Origin of the sequence: Amycolatopsis roodepoortensis, assembly GCF_024628825.1 — a bacterium.
Taxonomy (GTDB): Bacteria; Actinomycetota; Actinomycetes; order Mycobacteriales; family Pseudonocardiaceae; genus Amycolatopsis; species Amycolatopsis roodepoortensis.
The window spans coordinates 2,598,140-2,617,381 of sequence record NZ_CP102415.1 but is presented as its reverse complement, the minus strand read 5'-3'; the positions used below and the strand labels follow the sequence as shown (position 1 = coordinate 2,617,381).

17 protein-coding genes are annotated in these 19,242 nt (G+C 69.6%); 11 read left to right on the top strand and 6 right to left on the bottom strand.

Annotated elements, in window-relative coordinates; translation table 11 throughout:
- Window positions 1–7: 7 nt before the first annotated feature.
- The 3 genes from hydA to NQK81_RS12190 are packed head-to-tail and all read right to left on the bottom strand — an operon-like array spanning window position 8 to window position 3,757.
- Complete coding sequence (gene hydA, locus NQK81_RS12200; protein WP_257488260.1) at window positions 8–1,393, bottom strand: dihydropyrimidinase; 1,386 nt, start codon at window positions 1,391–1,393, stop codon at window positions 8–10.
- On the bottom strand, window positions 1,393–2,235 hold the full coding sequence (locus NQK81_RS12195) for a nitrilase-related carbon-nitrogen hydrolase (protein ID WP_073846488.1): 843 nt from the start codon (window positions 2,233–2,235) through the stop codon (window positions 1,393–1,395). Before NQK81_RS12195 ends, hydA begins: the two co-directional genes overlap by 1 nt.
- Window positions 2,186–3,757: an NCS1 family nucleobase:cation symporter-1 gene (locus tag NQK81_RS12190; RefSeq protein WP_257488259.1), complete on the bottom strand. Its 1,572-nt coding sequence runs from the start codon at window positions 3,755–3,757 to the stop codon at window positions 2,186–2,188. Before NQK81_RS12190 ends, NQK81_RS12195 begins: the two co-directional genes overlap by 50 nt.
- A gap of 241 nt (window positions 3,758–3,998) precedes the next feature.
- Here NQK81_RS12190 and NQK81_RS12185 point away from each other — a divergent pair, with 241 nt between their 5' ends.
- The 3 genes from NQK81_RS12185 (at window position 3,999) to NQK81_RS12175 (ending at window position 7,340) form a co-directional block, all read left to right on the top strand.
- Entirely contained in the window at window positions 3,999–4,682 is a 684-nt protein-coding gene (locus NQK81_RS12185) for a response regulator transcription factor (RefSeq protein ID WP_185926950.1), read from the top strand.
- Window positions 4,679–5,716, top strand: coding sequence for a HAMP domain-containing sensor histidine kinase (locus tag NQK81_RS12180; protein WP_257488258.1), 1,038 nt, complete (start codon window positions 4,679–4,681; stop codon window positions 5,714–5,716). The genes NQK81_RS12185 and NQK81_RS12180 overlap by 4 nt, the downstream gene beginning before the upstream one ends.
- Before the next feature lie 70 nt (window positions 5,717–5,786).
- A complete protein-coding gene (locus NQK81_RS12175) occupies window positions 5,787–7,340 on the top strand; it encodes a DUF4153 domain-containing protein (protein ID WP_257488257.1) in 1,554 nt (517 codons plus the stop codon).
- A 174-nt stretch (window positions 7,341–7,514) separates the two neighbouring features.
- Here the strand turns inward: NQK81_RS12175 and NQK81_RS12170 are convergent, their stop codons facing one another.
- Window positions 7,515–7,880 carry an SSI family serine proteinase inhibitor gene (locus NQK81_RS12170; RefSeq protein ID WP_126729507.1) on the bottom strand — a complete coding sequence of 122 codons (366 nt, stop codon included), beginning with the start codon at window positions 7,878–7,880 and terminating at the stop codon, window positions 7,515–7,517.
- 59 nt (window positions 7,881–7,939) lie between these two features.
- On the bottom strand, window positions 7,940–9,562 hold the full coding sequence (locus NQK81_RS12165; protein ID WP_257488256.1) for a PucR family transcriptional regulator: 1,623 nt from the start codon (window positions 9,560–9,562) through the stop codon (window positions 7,940–7,942).
- A gap of 144 nt (window positions 9,563–9,706) precedes the next feature.
- Between NQK81_RS12165 and NQK81_RS12160 the strand changes: the two genes are divergently transcribed.
- Complete coding sequence (locus NQK81_RS12160) at window positions 9,707–11,203, top strand: CoA-acylating methylmalonate-semialdehyde dehydrogenase (RefSeq protein WP_126729505.1); 1,497 nt, start codon at window positions 9,707–9,709, stop codon at window positions 11,201–11,203.
- 296 nt (window positions 11,204–11,499) lie between these two features.
- Here NQK81_RS12160 and NQK81_RS12155 read toward each other — a convergent pair whose 3' ends face one another.
- Window positions 11,500–12,690 carry a lipase family protein gene (locus NQK81_RS12155; RefSeq protein ID WP_257488255.1) on the bottom strand — a complete coding sequence of 397 codons (1,191 nt, stop codon included), beginning with the start codon at window positions 12,688–12,690 and terminating at the stop codon, window positions 11,500–11,502.
- Between the two features lie 244 nt (window positions 12,691–12,934).
- Here NQK81_RS12155 and NQK81_RS12150 point away from each other — a divergent pair, with 244 nt between their 5' ends.
- The 7 genes from NQK81_RS12150 to ybeY all read left to right on the top strand — a co-directional run bounded on the left by NQK81_RS12150 (window position 12,935) and on the right by ybeY (window position 19,241).
- Window positions 12,935–13,543, top strand: coding sequence for a DUF1707 SHOCT-like domain-containing protein (locus tag NQK81_RS12150; RefSeq protein ID WP_257488254.1), 609 nt, complete (start codon window positions 12,935–12,937; stop codon window positions 13,541–13,543).
- An 81-nt stretch (window positions 13,544–13,624) separates the two neighbouring features.
- A complete protein-coding gene (hrcA, locus tag NQK81_RS12145) occupies window positions 13,625–14,650 on the top strand; it encodes a heat-inducible transcriptional repressor HrcA (RefSeq protein ID WP_126729501.1) in 1,026 nt (341 codons plus the stop codon).
- 42 nt (window positions 14,651–14,692) lie between these two features.
- Window positions 14,693–15,856, top strand: a complete 1,164-nt coding sequence (gene dnaJ / locus NQK81_RS12140; protein ID WP_125676153.1) for a molecular chaperone DnaJ — start codon at window positions 14,693–14,695, stop codon at window positions 15,854–15,856.
- 3 nt (window positions 15,857–15,859) lie between these two features.
- Window positions 15,860–16,612 carry a 16S rRNA (uracil(1498)-N(3))-methyltransferase gene (locus NQK81_RS12135; RefSeq protein ID WP_257488253.1) on the top strand — a complete coding sequence of 251 codons (753 nt, stop codon included), beginning with the start codon at window positions 15,860–15,862 and terminating at the stop codon, window positions 16,610–16,612.
- A gap of 512 nt (window positions 16,613–17,124) precedes the next feature.
- Entirely contained in the window at window positions 17,125–17,475 is a 351-nt protein-coding gene (locus NQK81_RS12130) for a histidine triad nucleotide-binding protein (RefSeq protein WP_257488252.1), read from the top strand.
- A 114-nt stretch (window positions 17,476–17,589) separates the two neighbouring features.
- Window positions 17,590–18,690 carry a PhoH family protein gene (locus tag NQK81_RS12125; RefSeq protein ID WP_126729495.1) on the top strand — a complete coding sequence of 367 codons (1,101 nt, stop codon included), beginning with the start codon at window positions 17,590–17,592 and terminating at the stop codon, window positions 18,688–18,690.
- Window positions 18,687–19,241 carry an rRNA maturation RNase YbeY gene (ybeY, locus tag NQK81_RS12120; RefSeq protein ID WP_257488251.1) on the top strand — a complete coding sequence of 185 codons (555 nt, stop codon included), beginning with the start codon at window positions 18,687–18,689 and terminating at the stop codon, window positions 19,239–19,241. The genes NQK81_RS12125 and ybeY overlap by 4 nt, the downstream gene beginning before the upstream one ends.
- Window position 19,242: the final 1 nt, after the last annotated feature.

Below are 19,242 nucleotides of genomic sequence, written 5' to 3'. Positions count from 1 at the left end.
CACCGCCTCAGTTCAGGTACTGGTTCAGATCGCGCGAGAGGAATTTCCCGTGCGTCGTACTGCCCGAGAAGCCGGACGGCGACACCACCACACGGCCGCGGGAAAGCACCGTTTCGACCTTTCCGGTGATCTCCATGCCCTCGTAGGCCGAGTAGTCGACGTTCATGTGGTGCGTCTCGACCGACAAGGTCTGCTTCGCCGCCGGGTCGTAGACGACGATGTCCGCGTCCGAACCCGCCGCGATGACCCCCTTGCGCGGGTACAGCCCGAACATCCGCGCCGGCGTGGTCGAGCAGGTCTCGACCCAGCGGCCGAGGGTGAGCTCGCCCGCCACGACACCCTGGTGCAGGAGGTCCATCCGGTGCTCGACGCCGGGGATCCCGTTCGGGATCGCGCGGAAGTCGCCTCGGCCGAGTTCCTTTTGGTCCTTGAAACAGAACGGACAGTGATCCGTCGACACCACCGAGAGGTCGTTGGTGCGCAGACCTCGCCACAGATCCGCCTGATGCGACTTCTCCCGCAGCGGGGGAGAGGCGACGTACTTCGAACCCTCGAAATCCGGTTTGGCCAAGTCCTCGATGGACAGATACAGATACTGAGGACACGTCTCCGCGAAGACGTTCTGCCCGTTGTCACGCGCTTCCGCGACAGCGGCCAGCGCCTGTGACGCCGAGAGGTGCACGATGTACAGCGGCGCCCCGGTCACCTTGGCCAGCTGGATCGCGCGCGAGGTCGCCTCGCCCTCCAGCTCCGGCGGCCGGGTGAGCCCGTGCTGCACCGGGTCGATCTTCCCGGCCGCGAACGCCTGCGCGGCCAGCTGGTCGATCGCGATGCCGTTCTCCGCGTGCATCATGATCGTCGCGCCGATCTCGCGCGCCTTCTGCATGGCCAGCAGGATCTCGCCGTCCGTGGAGTAGAACACCCCCGGATACGCCATGAACATCTTGAAGCTGCCGACCCCGCCGTCGACGCAGGCCTGCATCTCCTTCAACGACGAGTCGTTGACGTCGGAGACGATCATGTGGAAGCCGTAGTCGATGGCGCAGTTCCCGTCGGCCTTCTCGTGCCATTTGTCCATAGTGGACAGCAGGGAGGTGCCCTTGGCCTGGACGGCGAAGTCGATGATCGTGGTCGTGCCGCCCCACGCCGCCGCCGTCGTCCCGGTGCCGAAGGTGTCGACGGAATGCGTCCCGCCGAACGGCATCTCCATATGGGTGTGCGCGTCGATCCCGCCGGGCAGGACGTACTTCCCGGTGGCGTCGATGACCGAGTCGGCGGGCCCGAGCGTGCCGGGCGCGCCGACGGCCGAGATCGTCTCGCCGTCGACGAGGACGTCCGCCGCCGAAGCGCCCATCGTGGACAGCACCTGCCCGCCGCTGATGAGGGTGGTCATCACGCCTCCGCGAGGGGTCCGTAGCTGTCGGGACGCCGGTCCCGGTAGAAGGCCCACAGGTCCCGGACCTCGGCGAGCTTGCCCATGTCGAGGTCGCGGACGACGATCTCCTCCTCGGTGTCGGACGCGGCTTCGCCGACGAGCTGGCCGCGCGGGTCCGCGAAATACGACTGACCGTAGAAGTCGTTGTCGCCCAAGGGTTCCACGCCGACGCGGTTGATCGTGCCGACGTAGTACTCGTTCGCGACGGCGGCCGCCGGCTGCTCCAGCCGCCACAGGTACTCCGAAAGTCCCCGGCTGGTCGCCGACGGGTTGAACACGATCTTCGCGCCCGCCAGGCCCAGCGCGCGCCAGCCTTCCGGGAAATGCCGCTCGTAACAGATGTAGACGCCGATCCGGCCGACGGCGGTGTCGAACACCGGGTAGCCCATGTTCCCGGGCCGGAAGTAGAACTTCTCCCAGAAGCCCTTCACCTGCGGGATGTGGTTCTTGCGGTGCTTGCCGAGGTACGTGCCGTCGGCGTCGATCACCGCGGCGGTGTTGTAGTACACGCCGGGCTGCTCGACCTCGTACATCGGGACGACCAGCACGACGCCGTGGCGTTCGGCGACCTCCTGCATGAGCTTCGTCGTCGGCCCGTCGGGGATGCCTTCGGTGTAGGAGTAGTAGTCGGTGTCCTGCACCTGGCAGAAATACGGGCCGTAGAACAACTCCTGCAGGCAGACGACCTGCGCGCCCTGCGAAGCGGCCTTGCCGATGGCATCGACCGCGTTCGCGATCATGGACTCCTTGTCACCCGTCCACCGCTGCTGGATCAATCCGGCTCGGACCACGTCGCTCACTTGCATCCTCCTCTGTTTCGGTGGTGCGCTTGCGTTCGGGCAGGGACAGCAGCAGGTAGACGACGAAAGCGCCCACCAGGCCGACGACCCAGTTGTAGTCGTAGAGCGGTTTCAACAGCGGGATCAGCCCGTCGGCGGGGAACGGCCCGCCGTACGCGCCGCCGACCGCGAGGACGGCGCCGACCAGCGTCGCGACCAGCGCCCGCCAGTTCCAGCCGCCGTTGAACCAGTAGATGCCGCGTTCGGTGTAGAGATCCCGCAGGTTGAGGCGCGTGCGGTTGATCACCCAGTAGCCGGCGACGAGCACCCCGGCGACGGCGCCGAGCAGGCCACCGTAGAAGCCGAGCCACGCGAAGATGTAGATGTTCGGATCGGAGTAGAGCCGCCACGGCTGGATGAGGATGCCGATGATGCCGGTGATCAGCCCGCCGACGGCGAAGGTGATCTTCTTCGGGAACGCGTTGGAGAAGTCGTAGGACGGGCTGACCACGTTCGCCGCGAGGTTCGCGGACACGGTCGCCAGCACCAGCGCGATCAGGGCGACCACCACGACGATCGGGGAGTCGAACCGGTCGGCCAGTTTCGCCGGGTCCCAGATCTGCTCGCCGTAGAGGACGCTGCCGCCGGAGGTGGTCAGGATGGCGACGATCGCGATGAACGTCATCGTGGTCGGGAGGCCGAGGATCTGGCCGCGGACCTGTTTGCCCTGGCTGCCGCCGAACCGGGTGAAGTCCGGCATGTTCAGCGAAAGCGTCGACCAGAACGCGATCATCGCCATCAGCGCCGGGGCGAACACCTTCCAGAAGTCCGGCCCCCAGCCGAGTTTGCCGGGTTCGGCCAGGATCGGCCCGAGCCCGCCCGCCTTGATCAGCACGTAGCCCAGCAGGATCAGGAAGCCGACCGAGACCAGCGGCGCCGTCCAGTTCTCGAACTTCCGGACCGCCTCCATCCCGCGCCAGATGATGAGCATCTGGATCACCCAGAACACCCCGAACGACAGCCACAGCGTCCAGTGCTGGCCGAGCACGACGGTGGAGTTCTTCCAGCCGGATCCGGCCAGCCGCCCGACGATGATGTAGATCGCCTCGCCGCCGACCCAGGTCTGGATGCCGAACCAGCCGCACGCGATGAACGCCCGCAGCAGCGCCGCCAGGTTCGCGCCGCGCATCCCGAAGAAGGCGCGGGCGAACACCGGGAAGGGGATGCCGTACTTCGTCCCGGCGTGGCTGTTGAGCAGCATCGGGATCAGCACGATCAGGTTGCCGATGGTGATCGTGAGCAGTGCCTGTACCCAGTTCATCCCGAGCGCGATCAATGACGCGGCGAGCGCGTAGGACGGGATGTTGTGCGCCATGCCCATCCATAGCGCGAAGTAGGTGTAGGTGGTCCAGGTCCGCTTTTCGACCGGGACCGGGGCGAGTTCTTCGTTGTAGAAGCGGCTGTCCTTCAAGGACTCGACCTCGCCGAGTTCCACCCGGCCATCAGGATGCACGTGCTGCGTACCGCGTGCCGTCGGCTCCATTGCGGAATCGTGCTCGCCCGCGCCGCGCGGGTGGGACTGGCAGACTGTTCACTGTTGATGGCGTCGGAGCGCAGACTGTCGATTGCGTTCGCGGGCTCCTGGTGCATGACCTGCGTCACACACACGGACGTAGTAATCCGGCAAACCGGCCGAAACATCTCCACAGGATCTCCACAGCTCACCCGGATGGTCTCCACGGCCGGTGCTTACAGTCATCCCCATGGAACTGGGAGGACGCCGGGTGCTGGTCGTCGAGGACGACGTGACCATCGCGGAGAGCATCGCCGCGCGGCTGCGGGCCGAGGGATTCACCGTGGACCTGGCGCACGACGGCCCGTCCGGCGTCGAGACCGACGCCGAACGCGAGCCGGACCTGGTGGTGCTCGACGTGATGCTGCCGGGCTTCGACGGGCTCGAGGTCTGCCGCCGGATCCAGGCCCGCCGCCCGGTCCCGGTGCTGATGCTGACCGCCCGGTCGGACGAGACGGACATGCTGATCGGCCTCGGCGTCGGCGCGGACGACTACCTCACCAAACCGTTCTCCATGCGGGTGCTCTCGGCGCGGGTGCACGCGCTGCTGCGCCGGGTCGAACGATCGGCCAGGACCGACGTGAGCGACGCCGGCACGAAGATCGTCCTCGGCGACCTCGAAATCGACGTCGAGCAGCGGCGGGTCACGCGCGCGGGCAACCAGGCCCAGCTGACGCCGATCGAGTTCGACCTCCTCGTCCACTTCGCGAAGCGCCCGAGGGCGGTGCAGCCGAGGGAACGCCTGCTGAGCGAGGTCTGGGACTGGGATGTCGCCGGCACCGGCTCGGGCACCCGCGCGGTCGACAGCCACATCAAGGCGCTGCGCCGCAAACTGGGCGCGGACCTCATCCGCACCGTGCACGGCGTCGGCTACGCACTGGAGGTGGGATCGTGAAGCTCCGCCCGCTGCTCGGCCGCGTCGTCGACGCGCTCCCGAGACCACTCGACCCGGTCCGCTCCATCAAGCTCAAGCTCGCGATCCTGCTGGTGTCCTCGGGCGGTATCGCGTTCGCCTTCTTCAACTGGCAGATCGGCTGGCTGCCGCCGCGGACCACGATCGCCGCGATGGTGCTCGCCGTGGTGACCTCGCAGATCCTGGCGCACGGGATGACCAGGCCGCTGCGCGAGATGACCGCCGCCGCCCGTGCGATGGCCAAGGGCGACTACACCCGGCGGGTCCGGGCGACCGCCCGCGACGAGGTCGGGGAGCTGTCGCACGCCTTCAACCAGATGGCCGCCGACCTGGACGCCTCGGATCAGCGGCGCCGCGAGCTGATCGCGAACGTCTCCCACGAACTCCGCACGCCGATCACCGCGCTGAACGGGGTGCTGGAGAACCTCGTCGACGGCGTCGCCGAACCCGATCCGGCGACGTTGAAGACCGCGCTGCAGCAGACCGAGCGACTCGGCAGGCTGGTCTCGGAACTGCTCGATCTCTCGCGGATCGACGCGGGCGCGTTCCCCTTGCAGCTGGAGGAGTTCGATCTCGAACTGCTGCTGGAGGAGGTTGCCGCCGAAGCCGGGGTGACCGCCGCCGCGACCGGTCGCGGCGTGCGCTTCTCCGTCGACGTCCAGCCGCCCGGCGCGACGGCGGTCGCCGACCGCGGCCGGCTTTACCAGGTCGTGGTCAACCTGCTCGACAACGCCGTCCGGCACGGGCCTGCCGGGGGCGAGGTCCGGGTGCGGGCGGAGGCCCGCGAGGCCGACGTCGTCATCGAGGTCGAAGACGAAGGCCCCGGGATCCCGCCGGGGGAGCGGGACAGCGTGTTCGAGCGGTTCACCCGCGGCGAGCGGGCGGGCGGCGGGGGCACCGGGCTCGGTCTCGCGATCGCGCGGTGGGTGGTCGACCTCCACGACGGCAGCATCGCGGTCGTCACGCCCGAGCACCGGCCGGGCTGTGTCATCCGCGTCGTGATCCCCCTTCCGTAGTTCCTTGCCGCGCGTTTCGAGCGGCTCCGCACACGCCGCGAAATGTGCTTTCGCAAACTGGAGGAGTGAAATGAGCGAAGACCAGGAAGACCGGCAGGCGCACGCGTCGCCGCCCTCGGCGACCGCCACGTTGCCGCCCGCGCCGCCGATCCCGGTGCTGATGCGGCCCCGCGTACCGCCGAAATCGGCGATCGTCCCGTTGCCCGGCTCCGTCCTGCCCGCGGCGGCCGCGGCCGGGCTGATCGCCGCCGTCGCCATGCCGGACGAGCCAGGAGCCGGCTGGTTCGTGGCCGGGCTCGCCTTCGCGGTGGCCGTCTATTTCGCCGACAAGCGCGCCCGCGGCGACGCCGAACCGCATTTCCGCCTGGTCAACGCGGTCTGGGCGGCGGCCGCGCTCGGCTTGCTCGCCGTCGGCATGTTCCGTGCGTCGGTGTGGCTGAACGTGTTGTGCGTGCTGGCCGCCCTCGTCGCCGGATCCCTCGCCGTGGTCGGGAAACGTACCGTGAACACGATCGTCTACGACGTCTTCGCGGTGCCGATCGAAGCGCTGCTTTCGATCCCGTGGATCGGGCGCGGGCTCGCGAAGCTCGGCAATAAACAGGAAGGCCGTGCGCGGCCGAGGTTCTTGGTGCCGGTGCTGGCCAGCGCCTTGCTGCTGCTGGTGTTCGTGCCGCTGCTGCGCGGCGCGGACGCCGCGTTCGCGAACGTCGTCGACGCGGTGATCCCCGAACTGAACCCGGGGACCTTCGTGCGCTGGGGATTCCTGTTCGTGATCGCCGCGATCGCCGTCACCGGGGCGTGCTACCTGCTGGCGGCGCCTCCGCTGCCCGCCGCCGACGACGCGCCGCGTAAACGGCTCAAGCACCGGCTCGAATGGACGTTGCCGCTCGGTGTGCTGGTGGCGCTGTTCACGAGCTTCGTCGTGGTCCGCCTGGTCGTGTTGTTCGGCGGCACCGAATACGTCCTGGCCACGAGCGGGCTGACCGCGGCCGAGTACGCCAGGAGCGGGTTCTGGCAGCTCTCCGCCAGCACCGTGCTGACACTGCTGCTGGTCGCCGCCGCGCTGCGGTGGGCGCCGAAGTCGTCGGCGGCCGACCGCGCCTGGCAGCGCGGGCTGCTCGGCGCGTTGAGCGTGCTCAGCCTGGTGCTGGTCGCTTCGGCGTTGAGTCGCATGTGGACATACCAGCAGGCGTACGGGTTCACCGTGCTGCGGCTGCTGGTCGAGGTCTGCGAACTCTGGATCGGCCTGATCTTCGTGCTGGTGCTGGTATCCCTGATCCCGCTGCGGTCGGCCTGGCTGCCGCGCGCGGCCATCGGGGCCGCCGTCGCGGCGCTGCTCGGACTGGCCGCGCTCGATCCGGAGCGGTTCATCGCCGACCGCAACATCGACCGGCTCGCGCACGGCAAGACGCTCGACACCCGTTACCTGTCCCGGTTTTCCGCCGACGTCGTGCCCTCGGCGGACCGGCTCCCGGAGCCGTTGCGGTCCTGTGTGCTCAGGCGGGTCGTGCGGGGAATTCCGGAAGATGATTGGCGCGATTGGAACCTGAGCCGGTCCCTCGCGCGTCAGACCCCTGTCGCCGCGGAGGACGGGGCCAGGTGCCGGTACCCGGCCCGTCCTTGAGTCGTGACACCACGGCCTTGATCGCCCTCGTGGGGGTGAGGGCGATCAAGGCCGCGGTGAACGGTGCCGCCGGGCCACCGAGGGGGAGGCCCGGCGCGGCTGTGTTGCGAAAGCCACTTTCGCAACCTTCAACGTTGCGAAAGTGGCTTTCGCAACTCCCGCCGGGGCTTCCGGTCAGAAGGTGAAGACGCCGGCCGACTCCGCGTCGGCGACGCAGCGGTTGGCGTACGAGGTCCGGTAGGTGACCGGTTCACCCCGCCATTTGCCGACCGCGGAGACGTCCACCGGGGCGTACTCGAGGGTGCAGGCCCGCGGTTCCGGGCGGAGCCTGTCGAACTCTCCATCCACTTCGGACAGTTTGGCGCAGGCGTTCCCGCGCCCGGGGTGGGAGCCCCCGGTGGGCCCGCAGGTGAGCGAGACGGTGCCGACCCGGCCCCTGGTGTCGTGGCTGGTCAGCTGGAACGTGGATTCGGCGGGGGGCGCCGGGGCCATACAGGCCAGCGCGAGCACGCAGGCGCCGATCGGTTCGAAGAAAGCCATATCAACCCTATCGGCTGACGTGACCCGGTCACTGTGTTCCACGCTCGGGTGAGATTTGCTCACTCGGACGTGTGGTCGTCGGCTTTTCGAATGTCGTGCGCGAGCAAAGCGACATAAAGCGAGAGCATCGACTCCGGATCTTCGAGCCGCACCCCGAGTACCTGCTCGATCCTGGCCAGCTGCTGGTAGTAGGCGGTGCGGGAGGTGTGCGCGGCGGCGGCCGCCGCGGACTTGTTGCCGCCGTGCTCGCAGTAATGCCTCAACGCCTGGACGAGTCTGCTGCCCTGCGCGGCGTCCCGGCTCAGCAGCGGGCCGAGCTCCCGCGCGGCGAACGCGGTGATCCGTTCGTCGCCCGCGAGCAGGTGCAGCAGCCCGCGCAACCGGACGTCGTCGAGCCGGTGGACCACCCGTTCGACGTTCTCGGCGAGCGCCGCGGCGGCCACCTGCGCGGCTTCGACGAGCGTCCGGCGCGCGTCGGCGGGCCCGCCGCCCGTGGTCCCGACCGCGACCACGGCGGGCGCGCCGGCGCGGGCCTCGTGGACGTCGTTCGCCAGCCGCTTCAGTACCGCGTCGACCCCGGCCTCGGGCGAGAGCGCGATCAGCGCGCGCACCTGGGTGTCGTCGGTGGCCACCAGCGCGGACACCTTGGCGTGCCGGGCGGCGAGCACGGTCGCCTCGGCGAGTTCCCGCAGCAGCACCGGAGTGGACTGCGCGGTCTTGGCGGTCACGGTGATCCGGGGCCGCACGGAGACCCCGACGAGCAGCCGTCCCGTCAGCGGGACACCCAGCGCGGAGGCCCGCGCGGTCAGTTCGGCGGGCGGTACCGGATTCGCCAGCAGTTCGGTCAGGATCGCGCGGTGCGCCTGGCGTTCGAGGGAGTCGGTGTCCTTGGCGACCAGGCGGTGCACCGCGAGCGCGGACGCCGCGCGTTCGGCGACCACGACGTGCCGGTGCGGCGGCGGCTCCCCGCAGACGACGACCAGCCGCCCCCAGTCGTGCCCGCGCGCGCCGACCACGGTGATCAGCCAGCCCGCGCCCGGGTGGTAGCCGGTCCGCTCGCCGACCTGCACCGGCCGTGACCGGGACGGCCAGCCCGGCAGCAGTTCGCCGGGGTCGGTTCCCGCCGTGTCGTAGGCGAGGACCTCGTGCGACAGCGTCTCCAGCACGACCGGATGTTCGGTGAGCCGGGCGACCTCGCGCAGGATGTCCCCAGGCTCGGCGCCGGCGACTGTCAGCGCGGTGAAGGTCTCGTGGACCCGTTCCGCGGCGCGGAGTTCGTCGACCTGGGCGTCGACGATCAGCCCGTTCACCGCCTCGGTGACCGACACGAACCGCGTCTCGCGCGAAAGGGTGATCAGCGGGACACCGTGCCGGTCCGCGGCGTCGACCAGCTCGGGCGGCAGCTTCTCGCTCCAGTGGCGGACCAGTTCGACCACGACCCCGGCGACCCCGACACCCGCCAGATCCGCGACGTACCGGGCGAGCGCGGCGCCGTCGTCGGGCAGCGCGACCCCGGTGGTGAGCACGAGTTCCCCGCCACGCAGCAACGGGGCGATGTCCGCGACCTCGGCGACGTGCGCCCAGCGGACCGGCGCGTCCAGCCCCGCCGCCCCCGCCACCACATGGGGCCTGCCCTGACGCAGCACCGGCAGCGCGAGCACCTCGGCGACGGTCGGGTACATCGGCCTCCCACCCGGTTCGGCAACGCTGGAGACAGACTGTACGGCCGGGACCGGGAGTCCGTACACGTTGCCGATGGCGTCGGTGTGGCGCGCGCGCCCAGACTCGACCGGGAGCAGGCATCGGCGATCAGGAGGGCGGAACCCGTGACCGACCGCATCACCCATTGGATAGACGGCAAACCGTGCGAAGGCGTGAGCGAACGATCCGGGGACGTGTTCGATCCGGCCACCGGCCGGGTGCGGGCGAAGGTCGCCTTCGCGGCGCAGGACGACGTCGACGCCGCCGTCGCGGCCGCGTCCCGGGCGCTGCCGGGCTGGCGCGGGACGTCGCTGGCCGGGCGGACGCGGGTGCTGTTCGCCTTCCGTGAGCTGCTTTCGGCGCGGCGGCACGAGCTGGCGAAGATCGTCACCAGCGAACACGGCAAGGTCGAATCCGACGCGGCGGGCGAAGTCGCGCGCGCGATCGAGAACGTCGAGTACGCCTGCGGTGCCGCGCAACTGCTCAAGGGCGGGTTCAGCGAGAACGCCTCCACCGGGGTCGACGTCTACTCGATCTCGCAGCCGCTGGGCGTGGTCGGCGTGATCTCGCCGTTCAACTTCCCGGCGATGGTCCCGCTGTGGTTCGTCCCGAACGCGCTCGCCTGCGGCAACACCGTCGTGCTCAAGCCGAGCGAGAAGGATCCGTCCGCGGCCGTGTTCATCGCGGAACTGTTCGCCGAGGCCGGCCTGCCCGACGGCGTCCTCAACGTCCTGCACGGCGACAAGGTGGCCGTCGACGGGTTGCTGGAACACCGCGACGTCAAGGCGATCTCGTTCGTCGGCTCGACGCCGATCGCGAAGTACGTCTACGAAACCGGGACCAGGCACGGGAAACGCGTGCAGGCGCTCGGCGGAGCGAAGAACCACATGGTCGTCCTCCCGGACGCGGACCTCGACCTCGCCGCCGACGCGGCCGTCTCGGCGGGCTTCGGCTCGGCGGGGGAGCGGTGCATGGCGGTGTCGGTCGTGGTCGCGGTCGACCCGGTCGGCGACGAACTGGTCGCGAAGATCGCCGAGCGGATCAAGCGGCTCCGCGTCGGCGATGGCATGCGGCCGACCTCGGAGATGGGCCCGCTCGTCACCGCCGCCCACCACGAACGCGTCGAGTCCTACGTCGGGGCGGGGGTCGACGCGGGCGCCCGGCTCGTCGTCGACGGCCGCGGCGTCGAGGTGGACGGCGAGGACGGCGGGTTCTGGCTCGGCCCGACGCTGTTCGACCACGTCACGCCGGAGATGTCGATCTACACCGACGAGATCTTCGGGCCGGTGCTGGCGGTCGCGCGGGCCGAGGGGTACGACGCGGCGCTGGAGCTGATCAACGGCAACCCCTACGGCAACGGCACCGCGATCTTCACCAACGACGGCCGGGCCGCGCGGCGGTTCCAGAACGAGGTCGAGGTCGGGATGGTCGGCGTGAACGTGCCGATCCCGGTACCGGTCGGCTACTACTCGTTCGGCGGCTGGAAGGACTCGCTGTTCGGGGACAGCCACGCCTACGGGCCGGAAGGGTTCCATTTCTTCACGCGGACGAAGGTCGTCACCTCGCGGTGGCCGGACCCGTCGCAGGGCGGGGTGAACCTCGGGTTCCCGCGCAACAGCTGACGCTCGGGACCGCCGGGTGCGGGGGCTTGGCCGGGGGTTGCGAAAGCCACTTTCGCAACCTTCAACGTTGCGAAAGTGGCTTTCGCAACGTCGGCCGTGGCCAGGCCTGGTGATCATGTCGCGAAAGCCACTTTCGAGACGTCTGACGTCCCGAAAGTGGCTTTCGCGACACCGGCTCCAGCCCCCAGTCTCCCGCAGACCCACAGGCCGGGCCCGGGATCAACGGCGGCCGGAAGCCAGATAGGTACCCAAGACACCCTCGGCTGGAACCGTCCTCGCCACTCACGAGGGTGTGATCAGAACCGGCCGCAGTTGCCGCTACCGGCCTGTCCGTTGAACGCGCTCTTCAGCCACTCGGTGGCATCGGTGGACGCGGTCGTCATGCCCAGCGCGTGGGACAGGAACGGCGTGAAGGTCGTCAAGTCCTTCCACTGGACGTTGGCGCCCTTGCCGCACCAGTCCTTCGCCATCTGCTTGCCGACGGCGGCCGGGATGACGTCGTCCAGCGGGCTGTGTTCGACCATGACCGGCATGGCGGGTTTGATCGTGCCGATCCGGTTCTCCGCCACGATCGCGTCGAACGGCGGCTGGGAAAGGTAGGCGGAGACCGGCTTGCCCTCCTTCGTCAGCGAGCTGGTCTGCTTGTACATGAACTGGAGGACCGCGTTCAGGGTGCAGGTCTGCCGGGCGTTGAGGAACAGCTCGGCCCCGGCCGGGTTGGCCAGGTCCATCAACCTGGCCTCGGGGTAGGCCTGGTTGATGCCGATCAGCGCGTAGCCGAGGAACCCGGCGTACATCCCGCCGTCGAGCGACTTCGACAGCACCGCCTTGTCCGCGGGCGGCGCGCCGGAGTAGACGCCCTTGATGTCCAGTTCGGGCGCGTAGGTGGCGGCCAGTTCGGCGGCGGCCGCGGCGGCACTGCCGCCCTCGGAGTAGCCGGCGATACCGACCGGGCCGCCGGCGGGCAGCCCCGTTCCCGGCAGCCGCTGCGCGGCGCGGACGACGTCGAGCACGGTGTGCGCCTCGGACAGCCGGACGACGTACGGATGGTCGCCGCTGCCCTCCACCCACGGTCCGATGTAGTCGGTCTGCGCCACGGCGAACCCGGCGCCCAGCAACGCGTTGACGAATCCGCCCTGGAAACCGGAGATCAGGTCCGAGGAGCCCTCGCCCGCGAGGGTTTTCGAGGGAGCGCAGTCCGGACCCATGCCGAAGGTGAAGGGCGCGTAGGCCACGATCGGCCGTTCGCCGGGACCGGTCCACGGCTTGTCCGGCACCAGAACGGTGCCGCTCACCGCGACTTGCTTGTTCTTGTTGTCCCGGGACAGATATTGAATCCGGGTCGCCTTCGCGCCGTTGTAGTTCGAGGGCTGCGACTTGACCACGTCACCGTTTTCGCCGGCGGGAAGTGGTGAAGAGGAGGTGTACACCGAATTCGTGTCCGCGCCCGCGACCGTCGTTCCCGCGGCGACCAAGGTCGCGGTCATGACGGCGATGAAAGCATGGCGAAGGAAGGAAGTCATCACTGCGCTCCACGCTGGGTCGGAATGTGCTGCCGGTGGAAGAACGCCTAGATGGAAGCGGTTCCGTTCCCGCGCGGTCAATCGCGGAAAATGGTTTTGTCATGGCAGGCAGGACGGCGGAACCGAATTCACTCATGGCGGTCATGGCTTTCCAGCAGATCGCCGGGAATCGCCGGAGCGAGCGCCGATTCCGGTTAGCATCGCCGTCATGTCGGAACCGAAGCGGTCGGCGATGCGGGTGGCCGATTCCGATCGCGAAAACGTCGCGCGGCTGCTGTGTGAGGCGATGGGCGCGGGACGGATCACCGCCGGTGAACTGGAAACGAGACTGGACGCCGTCTACGCGGCCAGGACTTTCGCGGAATTCGAACCCGTCGTCGCGGATCTGGCCCCCGGCGGCACGCTCGGCCTGTCCCACGCCGGCGACGAGGAGCAAGGCGGACGGCGGTCGTTCGCTGTCATGTCGGGCACCACGCGGAGGTTCGCCGGACCACTGCCGTCGAACCACGTCACCCGCGCGTTCTGGGGCAGCGTGCGCCTCGATCTGCGGCGGGCCCGGATCGACGGCGGATCCTGCACGATCAGGGCGGTGGCGGTCATGGGCGGCGTCAAGATCGTCGTTCCGGAGGACTTCGCCCTCGACGTCCGGGGCCTCGGCCTGATGGGCGGGTTCGGCACCGGCCGCAGGACGGGGCGACGGCGGTCGGCGACGGGCGCGCCGGTGCTTCGCGTCACGGGTTTCGCCTGGTGGGGGTCGGTGAAGGTGATCCGAAGGCCTGTGGAGTCGCCGCGGCGTTCCCCTCGGAGGCGCGGCTGACGGCCCTGGAGACGTCCGGTGACGCCCCGGGCACTTCGCCTTCCGTAAACTCGTTGTGAGGACGAGCCGAGGGAGGTGCGGGTGGCCAACGCCGAAGAACGCCGATTCGAAGTGCTGCGCGCGATCGTCGCCGATTACGTCTCCAACCAGGAGCCCGTCGGGTCCAAGGCGATCGTCGACAGACACAACCTCGGGGTGTCCAGCGCCACGGTGCGCAACGACATGGCGGCGCTCGAAGAAGAGGGCTACATCACACAGCCCCACACCAGCGCGGGCCGGATCCCCACCGACAAGGGATACCGCCTGTTCGTCGACCGGATCGCCGAGGTCAAACCGCTCAGCGCGGCCGAACGCCGGGCCATCACGGCCTTCCTCGACAGCGGCACCGACGTCGACGACGTCCTGCGCCGCTCCGTCCGGCTGCTCGCGCAGCTGACCAGGCAGGTCGCGGTCATCCAGTACCCGATGATGACCAACTCCACCGTCCGCCACCTCGAAGTGGTGCCGCTCACCCCCGCGCGGCTGATGCTCGTGCTGATCACCGATTCCGGCCGCGTCGACCAGCGCACCGTCGACCTCGGGGACGTCATCACCGAGGAGAACGTCGCCAGGCTGCGCACGGTGCTCAACGGGGCACTGGCTGGCCGTCGGCTCGCCGACGCCGCGGCGTCGGTCGCCGAACTGCCCGAGAAGTCGCCGGGCGAGCTGCGCGACAGCCTCACCCGCGTCTGTACCGTGCTGGTGGAATCGCTGGTCGAACACCCCGAAGAGCGGCTGGTGCTCGGCGGCACGGCCAACCTCACCCGCAACGTCTCGGACTTCCCCGGATCGCTGCGGCAGGTGCTGGAGGCGCTCGAGGAGCAGGTCATCGTGCTCAAGCTGCTGGCGGCCGCGCGCAACCCCGGTGCGATCAGCGTGCGCATCGGTGAGGAAAATGAGGACGAGCAGATGCGCAGCACCTCGGTGGTGTCCATCGGCTACGGGATGGACGACATGCTGCTGGGCGGCATGGGCGTCGTCGGGCCGACCAGGATGGACTACCCGAACACCATCGCCGCGGTGCGCGCGGTGGCGAACTACGTGGGGCAGATCCTCTCCGGCCGCTGAACGCGGCGTTGAGGTCGAAGTCAGAAGGAGAAGGCGGAGACGGTGGCGAGGGACTATTACGGCATTCTCGGGGTTGCGAAGAACGCGACGGATCAGGAGATCAAGCGCGCGTACCGCAAACTGGCCCGTGAACTGCACCCCGACGTCAACCCGTCGGAAGACGCTCAGCACCGCTTCGGCGAGGTGACCACCGCGTACGAGGTGCTGTCCGACCCGCAGAAGCGCAAGGTCGTCGACCTCGGCGGCGACCCGATGGACGGCGGCGCCCGCGGTGGCGGCGGAGACCCGTTCTCCGGCTTCGGCGGCCTCGGCGACATCATGGACGCCTTCTTCGGCGCCGCCGGAGGTGGCGGCGGCCGCGGCCGTGGCCCGCGCAGCCGCGTGCAGCCCGGCTCCGACGCGCTCATCCGCCTCGGCCTCACCCTCGAGGAATGCGCCACCGGTGTCGACCGCGAGATCACCGTCGACACCGCCATCGTCTGCGACCTGTGCCGCGGTGCCGGCGCGGCCGAAGGCACCGGCACCAAGACCTGCGACACCTGCGGCGGCGCGGGCGAGGTCCAGTCCGTGCAGCGGTCCTTCCTCGGCCAGGTCGTCACGGCCCGTCCCTGCCCGGTCTGCCGCGGCTTCGGCGAGGTCATCCCCGACCCCTGCCGCCAGTGCGGCGGCGACGGCCGGGTCCGCGCGCGCCGCAACGTCACCGCCAAGATCCCGCCGGGCGTCGGCGACGGTATGCGCATCCGCCTCTCCGGCCAGGGCGAGGTCGGCCCCGGCGGCGGCCCCGCGGGCGACCTGTACGTCGAGATCGACGAGGCCCCGCACGAGGTGTTCGTCCGGCAGGGCAACGACCTGCACTGCAACTTCCGCATCCCGATGACCACCGCCGCGCTCGGCGCCACGGTGCCCATCGAGACGCTCATCGACGGCGATTACGAGCTGGACATCGAGCCGGGCACCCAGCCCGCCACCGAACTCGTGCTCACCGCCAAGGGCATGCCGCGGCTGCGGTCCTCCGGCCGCGTCGACGGCCGCGGCGACCTGCACGTCCACATCGACGTCGTCGTGCCGACCAAACTCGACGACGCCCAGCGCGACCTCCTCGTCGAACTCGCCCAGCAGCGCGGCGAGGATGTGCCTTCGCTCGCCTCGAACGGCTCCAAGCCCGGCGGGCTGTTCTCCAAGCTGCGCACCAAGAACCACCGGTAGCCCGTGCCCGAGACGACACTGCCGGTCTTCCTCACCGCCGCGCTGCCCGGCTCCGGGCGCACCACGCTCGACGGTGAGGAAGCCCGGCACGCCGCCACCGTCCGGCGCCTGCGCGTCGGGGAACGTCTCGTGCTTTCGGACGGCGAAGGCGGCATGGCGCGCTGCGTCGTCGAAGCCGTCCAGGCGGGCCGCGACGCGGCGCTCACCCTCGCCATCGAGGAACACTGGACCGAGGAACCGCCCGCACTGCGCGTCATCGTCGCCCAGGCGCTTGCGAAGGGTGACCGCGGCGAACTCGCCGTCGAGCTCGCCACCGAAGCCGGCGCCGACGCCATCGTCCCCTGGCGTGCCGCGCGCAGCGTCGCCCGCTGGGAAGAAGGAACCCGCGGCGACAAAGCCCTCACCCGCTGGCGCACCACCGCCCGCGCCGCCGCCAAACAGGCCCGCCGCGCCCACGTCCCCGAAGTCGCCGAAGCCGTCACCACCCGGGAACTCGCCGAACTCGCCCAGACCGTTTCCCGCGCACTCGTCCTCGAATCCGGCATCACCACCCGCCTCACCGAGATCGAACTCCCGGCACAAGGCGACATCCTCCTCGTCGTCGGCCCCGAAGGCGGCATCACCGACGAAGAACTGAGCACCCTCACCGACGCCGGCGCGACCGCCATTCGGTTGGGCCCCACCGTTTTGCGCACCTCCACCGCCGCCGCCGTGGCACTCGGGGCGCTAGGGGTTCTCACAGAACGCTGGAAGTGAAAAAACACCCCACCAATTTGCGGCGAGTTATGGCGCGATCACGCAAACAGCCGTTACTCTCGTTAACTGACGCGCAACACACGGTTTCGGCGCGCCACTGGGGATGAAGCCCGGTCGCGCGCGTGAATCCCCGCCGGGCACCTCCCCCCTCGGTCCGGCGGAGCCGCGGCGGCGGTGGGCCGACCCCCAGGGCCCACCGCGCCGCGGCATCTTCATTTCAGGCCCTCGTTCCTTGCCGCACCCCGGAATCCGCGCCGTGGGTGTTGGTCCGGGGGTGAGCCCCCTGGCCCCCACGGCGCGATCGGCGGGGGTCGGCGGTCGGCGGTCGGCGCAGTAGAGCAAAGCGTGCGTGGTCTTCGGTACCGGCGTCGGGCCCGGCTCCTTCCCGGGTCGTGAGTGGCGTTTCGGGTTCTAACCCGAAACGCCACTCACGACCACTCGGACCGAGGCGGCACTTTCGCGTGTGGCGAAGCGTGTCGGGTGCGGCGCGGGGGTGGGGATAGGGTGGGGGGATGAGTGACGCGGAGACGTTGTTCGAGCGGATCATCGCGGGTGAGATCCCGTCCGAGAAGGTGTACGAGGACGAGACGACGTATGCGTTCCGGGACATAGCGCCGCAGGCCCGGGTGCATGTGCTCGTGGTGCCGAAGAAGCGGTACCGCAATCTGGCCGAGCTGGCCGCGGGTGACCCGCAACTCCTCGCCGACGTGGCCTCGACGGCCCGGAAGGTCGCGGAGATCGAGGGCATCGCCGAGTCCGGGTACCGGGTGGTGTTCAACACCGACGGTGACGCCGGGCAGACCGTGTTCCACGTGCACGCGCACGTGCTCGGCGGCGAGCAGCTGGGGCATTTCGGCCGCTGAGGCGCGCGCCCTCCGGAAACCGGACTGCGTGCCGACACCCGCAACCAGTAACATCGAACTTGTCACTGTCGTTGAAAATCGCAGCGTAAGCGCAGGAAGTAGGCCCGAGGCCACGTGGCCGGAACCGTACCGGGTGAAGCCGCCCGACCCGACGTTCCCGCGGACGTCATCCCGACGAAGACCGACGAGGCCGCGATCACCGAGGCGGCCCAGTCCCGATTCCCCATCCCCGACGCCGCCGCGCTCAGCCTGCTCGGCTCCAGGGACGAAAACCTCCGCGTCGCCGAGGAACTCCTCGCCGCCGACGTCCACGTCCGGGGCAACGAGGTCACCCTGACCGGCGCCCCCGCCGACGTCGCCTTCGCGGAGCGTGTCTTCGCCGAACTCGTGACGCTCGCCGGCCGCGGCCAGCAGGTCGACCCGGCCACCGTCCGCCGCACCGTCGGCATGCTCTCCACCGGTGACCACGAGTCACCGGCCGAAGTGCTGAGCATGAACATCATCTCCCGGCGCGGCAAGACGATCCGGCCCAAGACGCTCAACCAGAAGCGCTACGTCGACGCCATCGACAAGCACACGATCGTCTTCGGCATCGGCCCCGCCGGTACCGGCAAGACGTATCTCGCCATGGCGAAAGCCGTCCAGGCGCTGCAGGCCAAGCAGGTCACGCGCATCGTGCTGACCCGCCCGGCGGTCGAAGCCGGTGAGCGCCTCGGCTACCTGCCGGGCACGCTCAACGAGAAGATCGACCCGTACCTGCGCCCGCTCTACGACGCGCTGCACGACATGGTCGAGCCCGAGTCGATCCCGCGGCTGATGCAGGCGGGCACCATCGAGATCGCGCCGCTGGCGTACATGCGCGGCCGCACCCTCAACGACGCCTTCATCATCCTCGACGAGGCGCAGAACACCACGCCGGAACAGATGAAGATGTTCCTCACCCGGCTCGGGTTCGGCGCCAAGATCGTCGTCACCGGCGACGTCACGCAGGTCGACCTCCCCAACGGCCAGAAGAGCGGCCTGCGGGTGGTCCGCGACATCCTCGAAGGTGTCGAGGACCTGCACTTCGCCCAGCTCACCAGCCAGGACGTGGTGCGGCACAAGCTCGTCGGCGACATCGTCGACGCGTACGAGAAGTGGCAGGCGCTGCAGGACAGCCAGGACCAGGGCAACCGGGGCCAGGGCAGCGGTTGGAAAGGGCAACGCCGTTCATGAGCATCGAGATCGCCAACGAATCGGGCGTGAACGTCGACGAGACCTCCATCGTGTCGGCCGCCCGGTTCGCGCTCGACAAGATGGAGGTCAGCCCGCTCGCCGAGCTGTCCATCCTGCTCGTCACCATCGAGGTGATGGAGGACCTGCACGAGCGGTGGATGGACCTGCCCGGTCCCACCGACGTGATGGCCTTCCCGATGGACGAGCTCGACTCGTCACGCCGCCCCGACGCGCCGGACGCCTCGCCCGCGCTGCTCGGTGACATCGTGCTGTGCCCGGCGTTCGCGAAGGACCAGGCCAAGACGGCGGGCCATTCGCTGATGGACGAGCTGCATCTGCTCACCACGCACGGCGTGCTGCACCTGCTCGGCTACGACCACGCCGAACCGGCCGAGGAACGCGAGATGTTCGGCCTGCAGAAGCGGATCCTCGGCGAGTTCCAGGCGGCCGTGGCCGCGCTCAACAAGCGTGACGCACAGCGCTCCGCGGACGACAGGCTCCTCGGCACCGCCGGCCTCGACGCCGTGCCCGCCGACGAACCCCCGGCCTAGG

Excerpts from the sequence above, each read along its gene's own strand:
- hydA (WP_257488260.1), bottom strand. The coding sequence starts at position 1,393 with ATGACCACCCTCATCAGCGGCGGGCAGGTGCTGTCCACGATGGGCGCT.
- NQK81_RS12150 (WP_257488254.1), top strand. The coding sequence starts at position 12,935 with ATGTCGGAACCGAAGCGGTCGGCGATGCGGGTGGCCGATTCCGATCGC.
- NQK81_RS12165 (WP_257488256.1), bottom strand. The coding sequence starts at position 9,562 with ATGTACCCGACCGTCGCCGAGGTGCTCGCGCTGCCGGTGCTGCGTCAG.
- NQK81_RS12170 (WP_126729507.1), bottom strand. The coding sequence starts at position 7,880 with ATGGCTTTCTTCGAACCGATCGGCGCCTGCGTGCTCGCGCTGGCCTGT.
- NQK81_RS12155 (WP_257488255.1), bottom strand. The coding sequence starts at position 12,690 with ATGACCGCGACCTTGGTCGCCGCGGGAACGACGGTCGCGGGCGCGGAC.
- NQK81_RS12130 (WP_257488252.1), top strand. The coding sequence starts at position 17,125 with ATGAGTGACGCGGAGACGTTGTTCGAGCGGATCATCGCGGGTGAGATC.
- NQK81_RS12175 (WP_257488257.1), top strand. The coding sequence starts at position 5,787 with ATGAGCGAAGACCAGGAAGACCGGCAGGCGCACGCGTCGCCGCCCTCG.
- NQK81_RS12190 (WP_257488259.1), bottom strand. The coding sequence starts at position 3,757 with ATGGAGCCGACGGCACGCGGTACGCAGCACGTGCATCCTGATGGCCGG.
- ybeY (WP_257488251.1), top strand. The coding sequence starts at position 18,687 with ATGAGCATCGAGATCGCCAACGAATCGGGCGTGAACGTCGACGAGACC.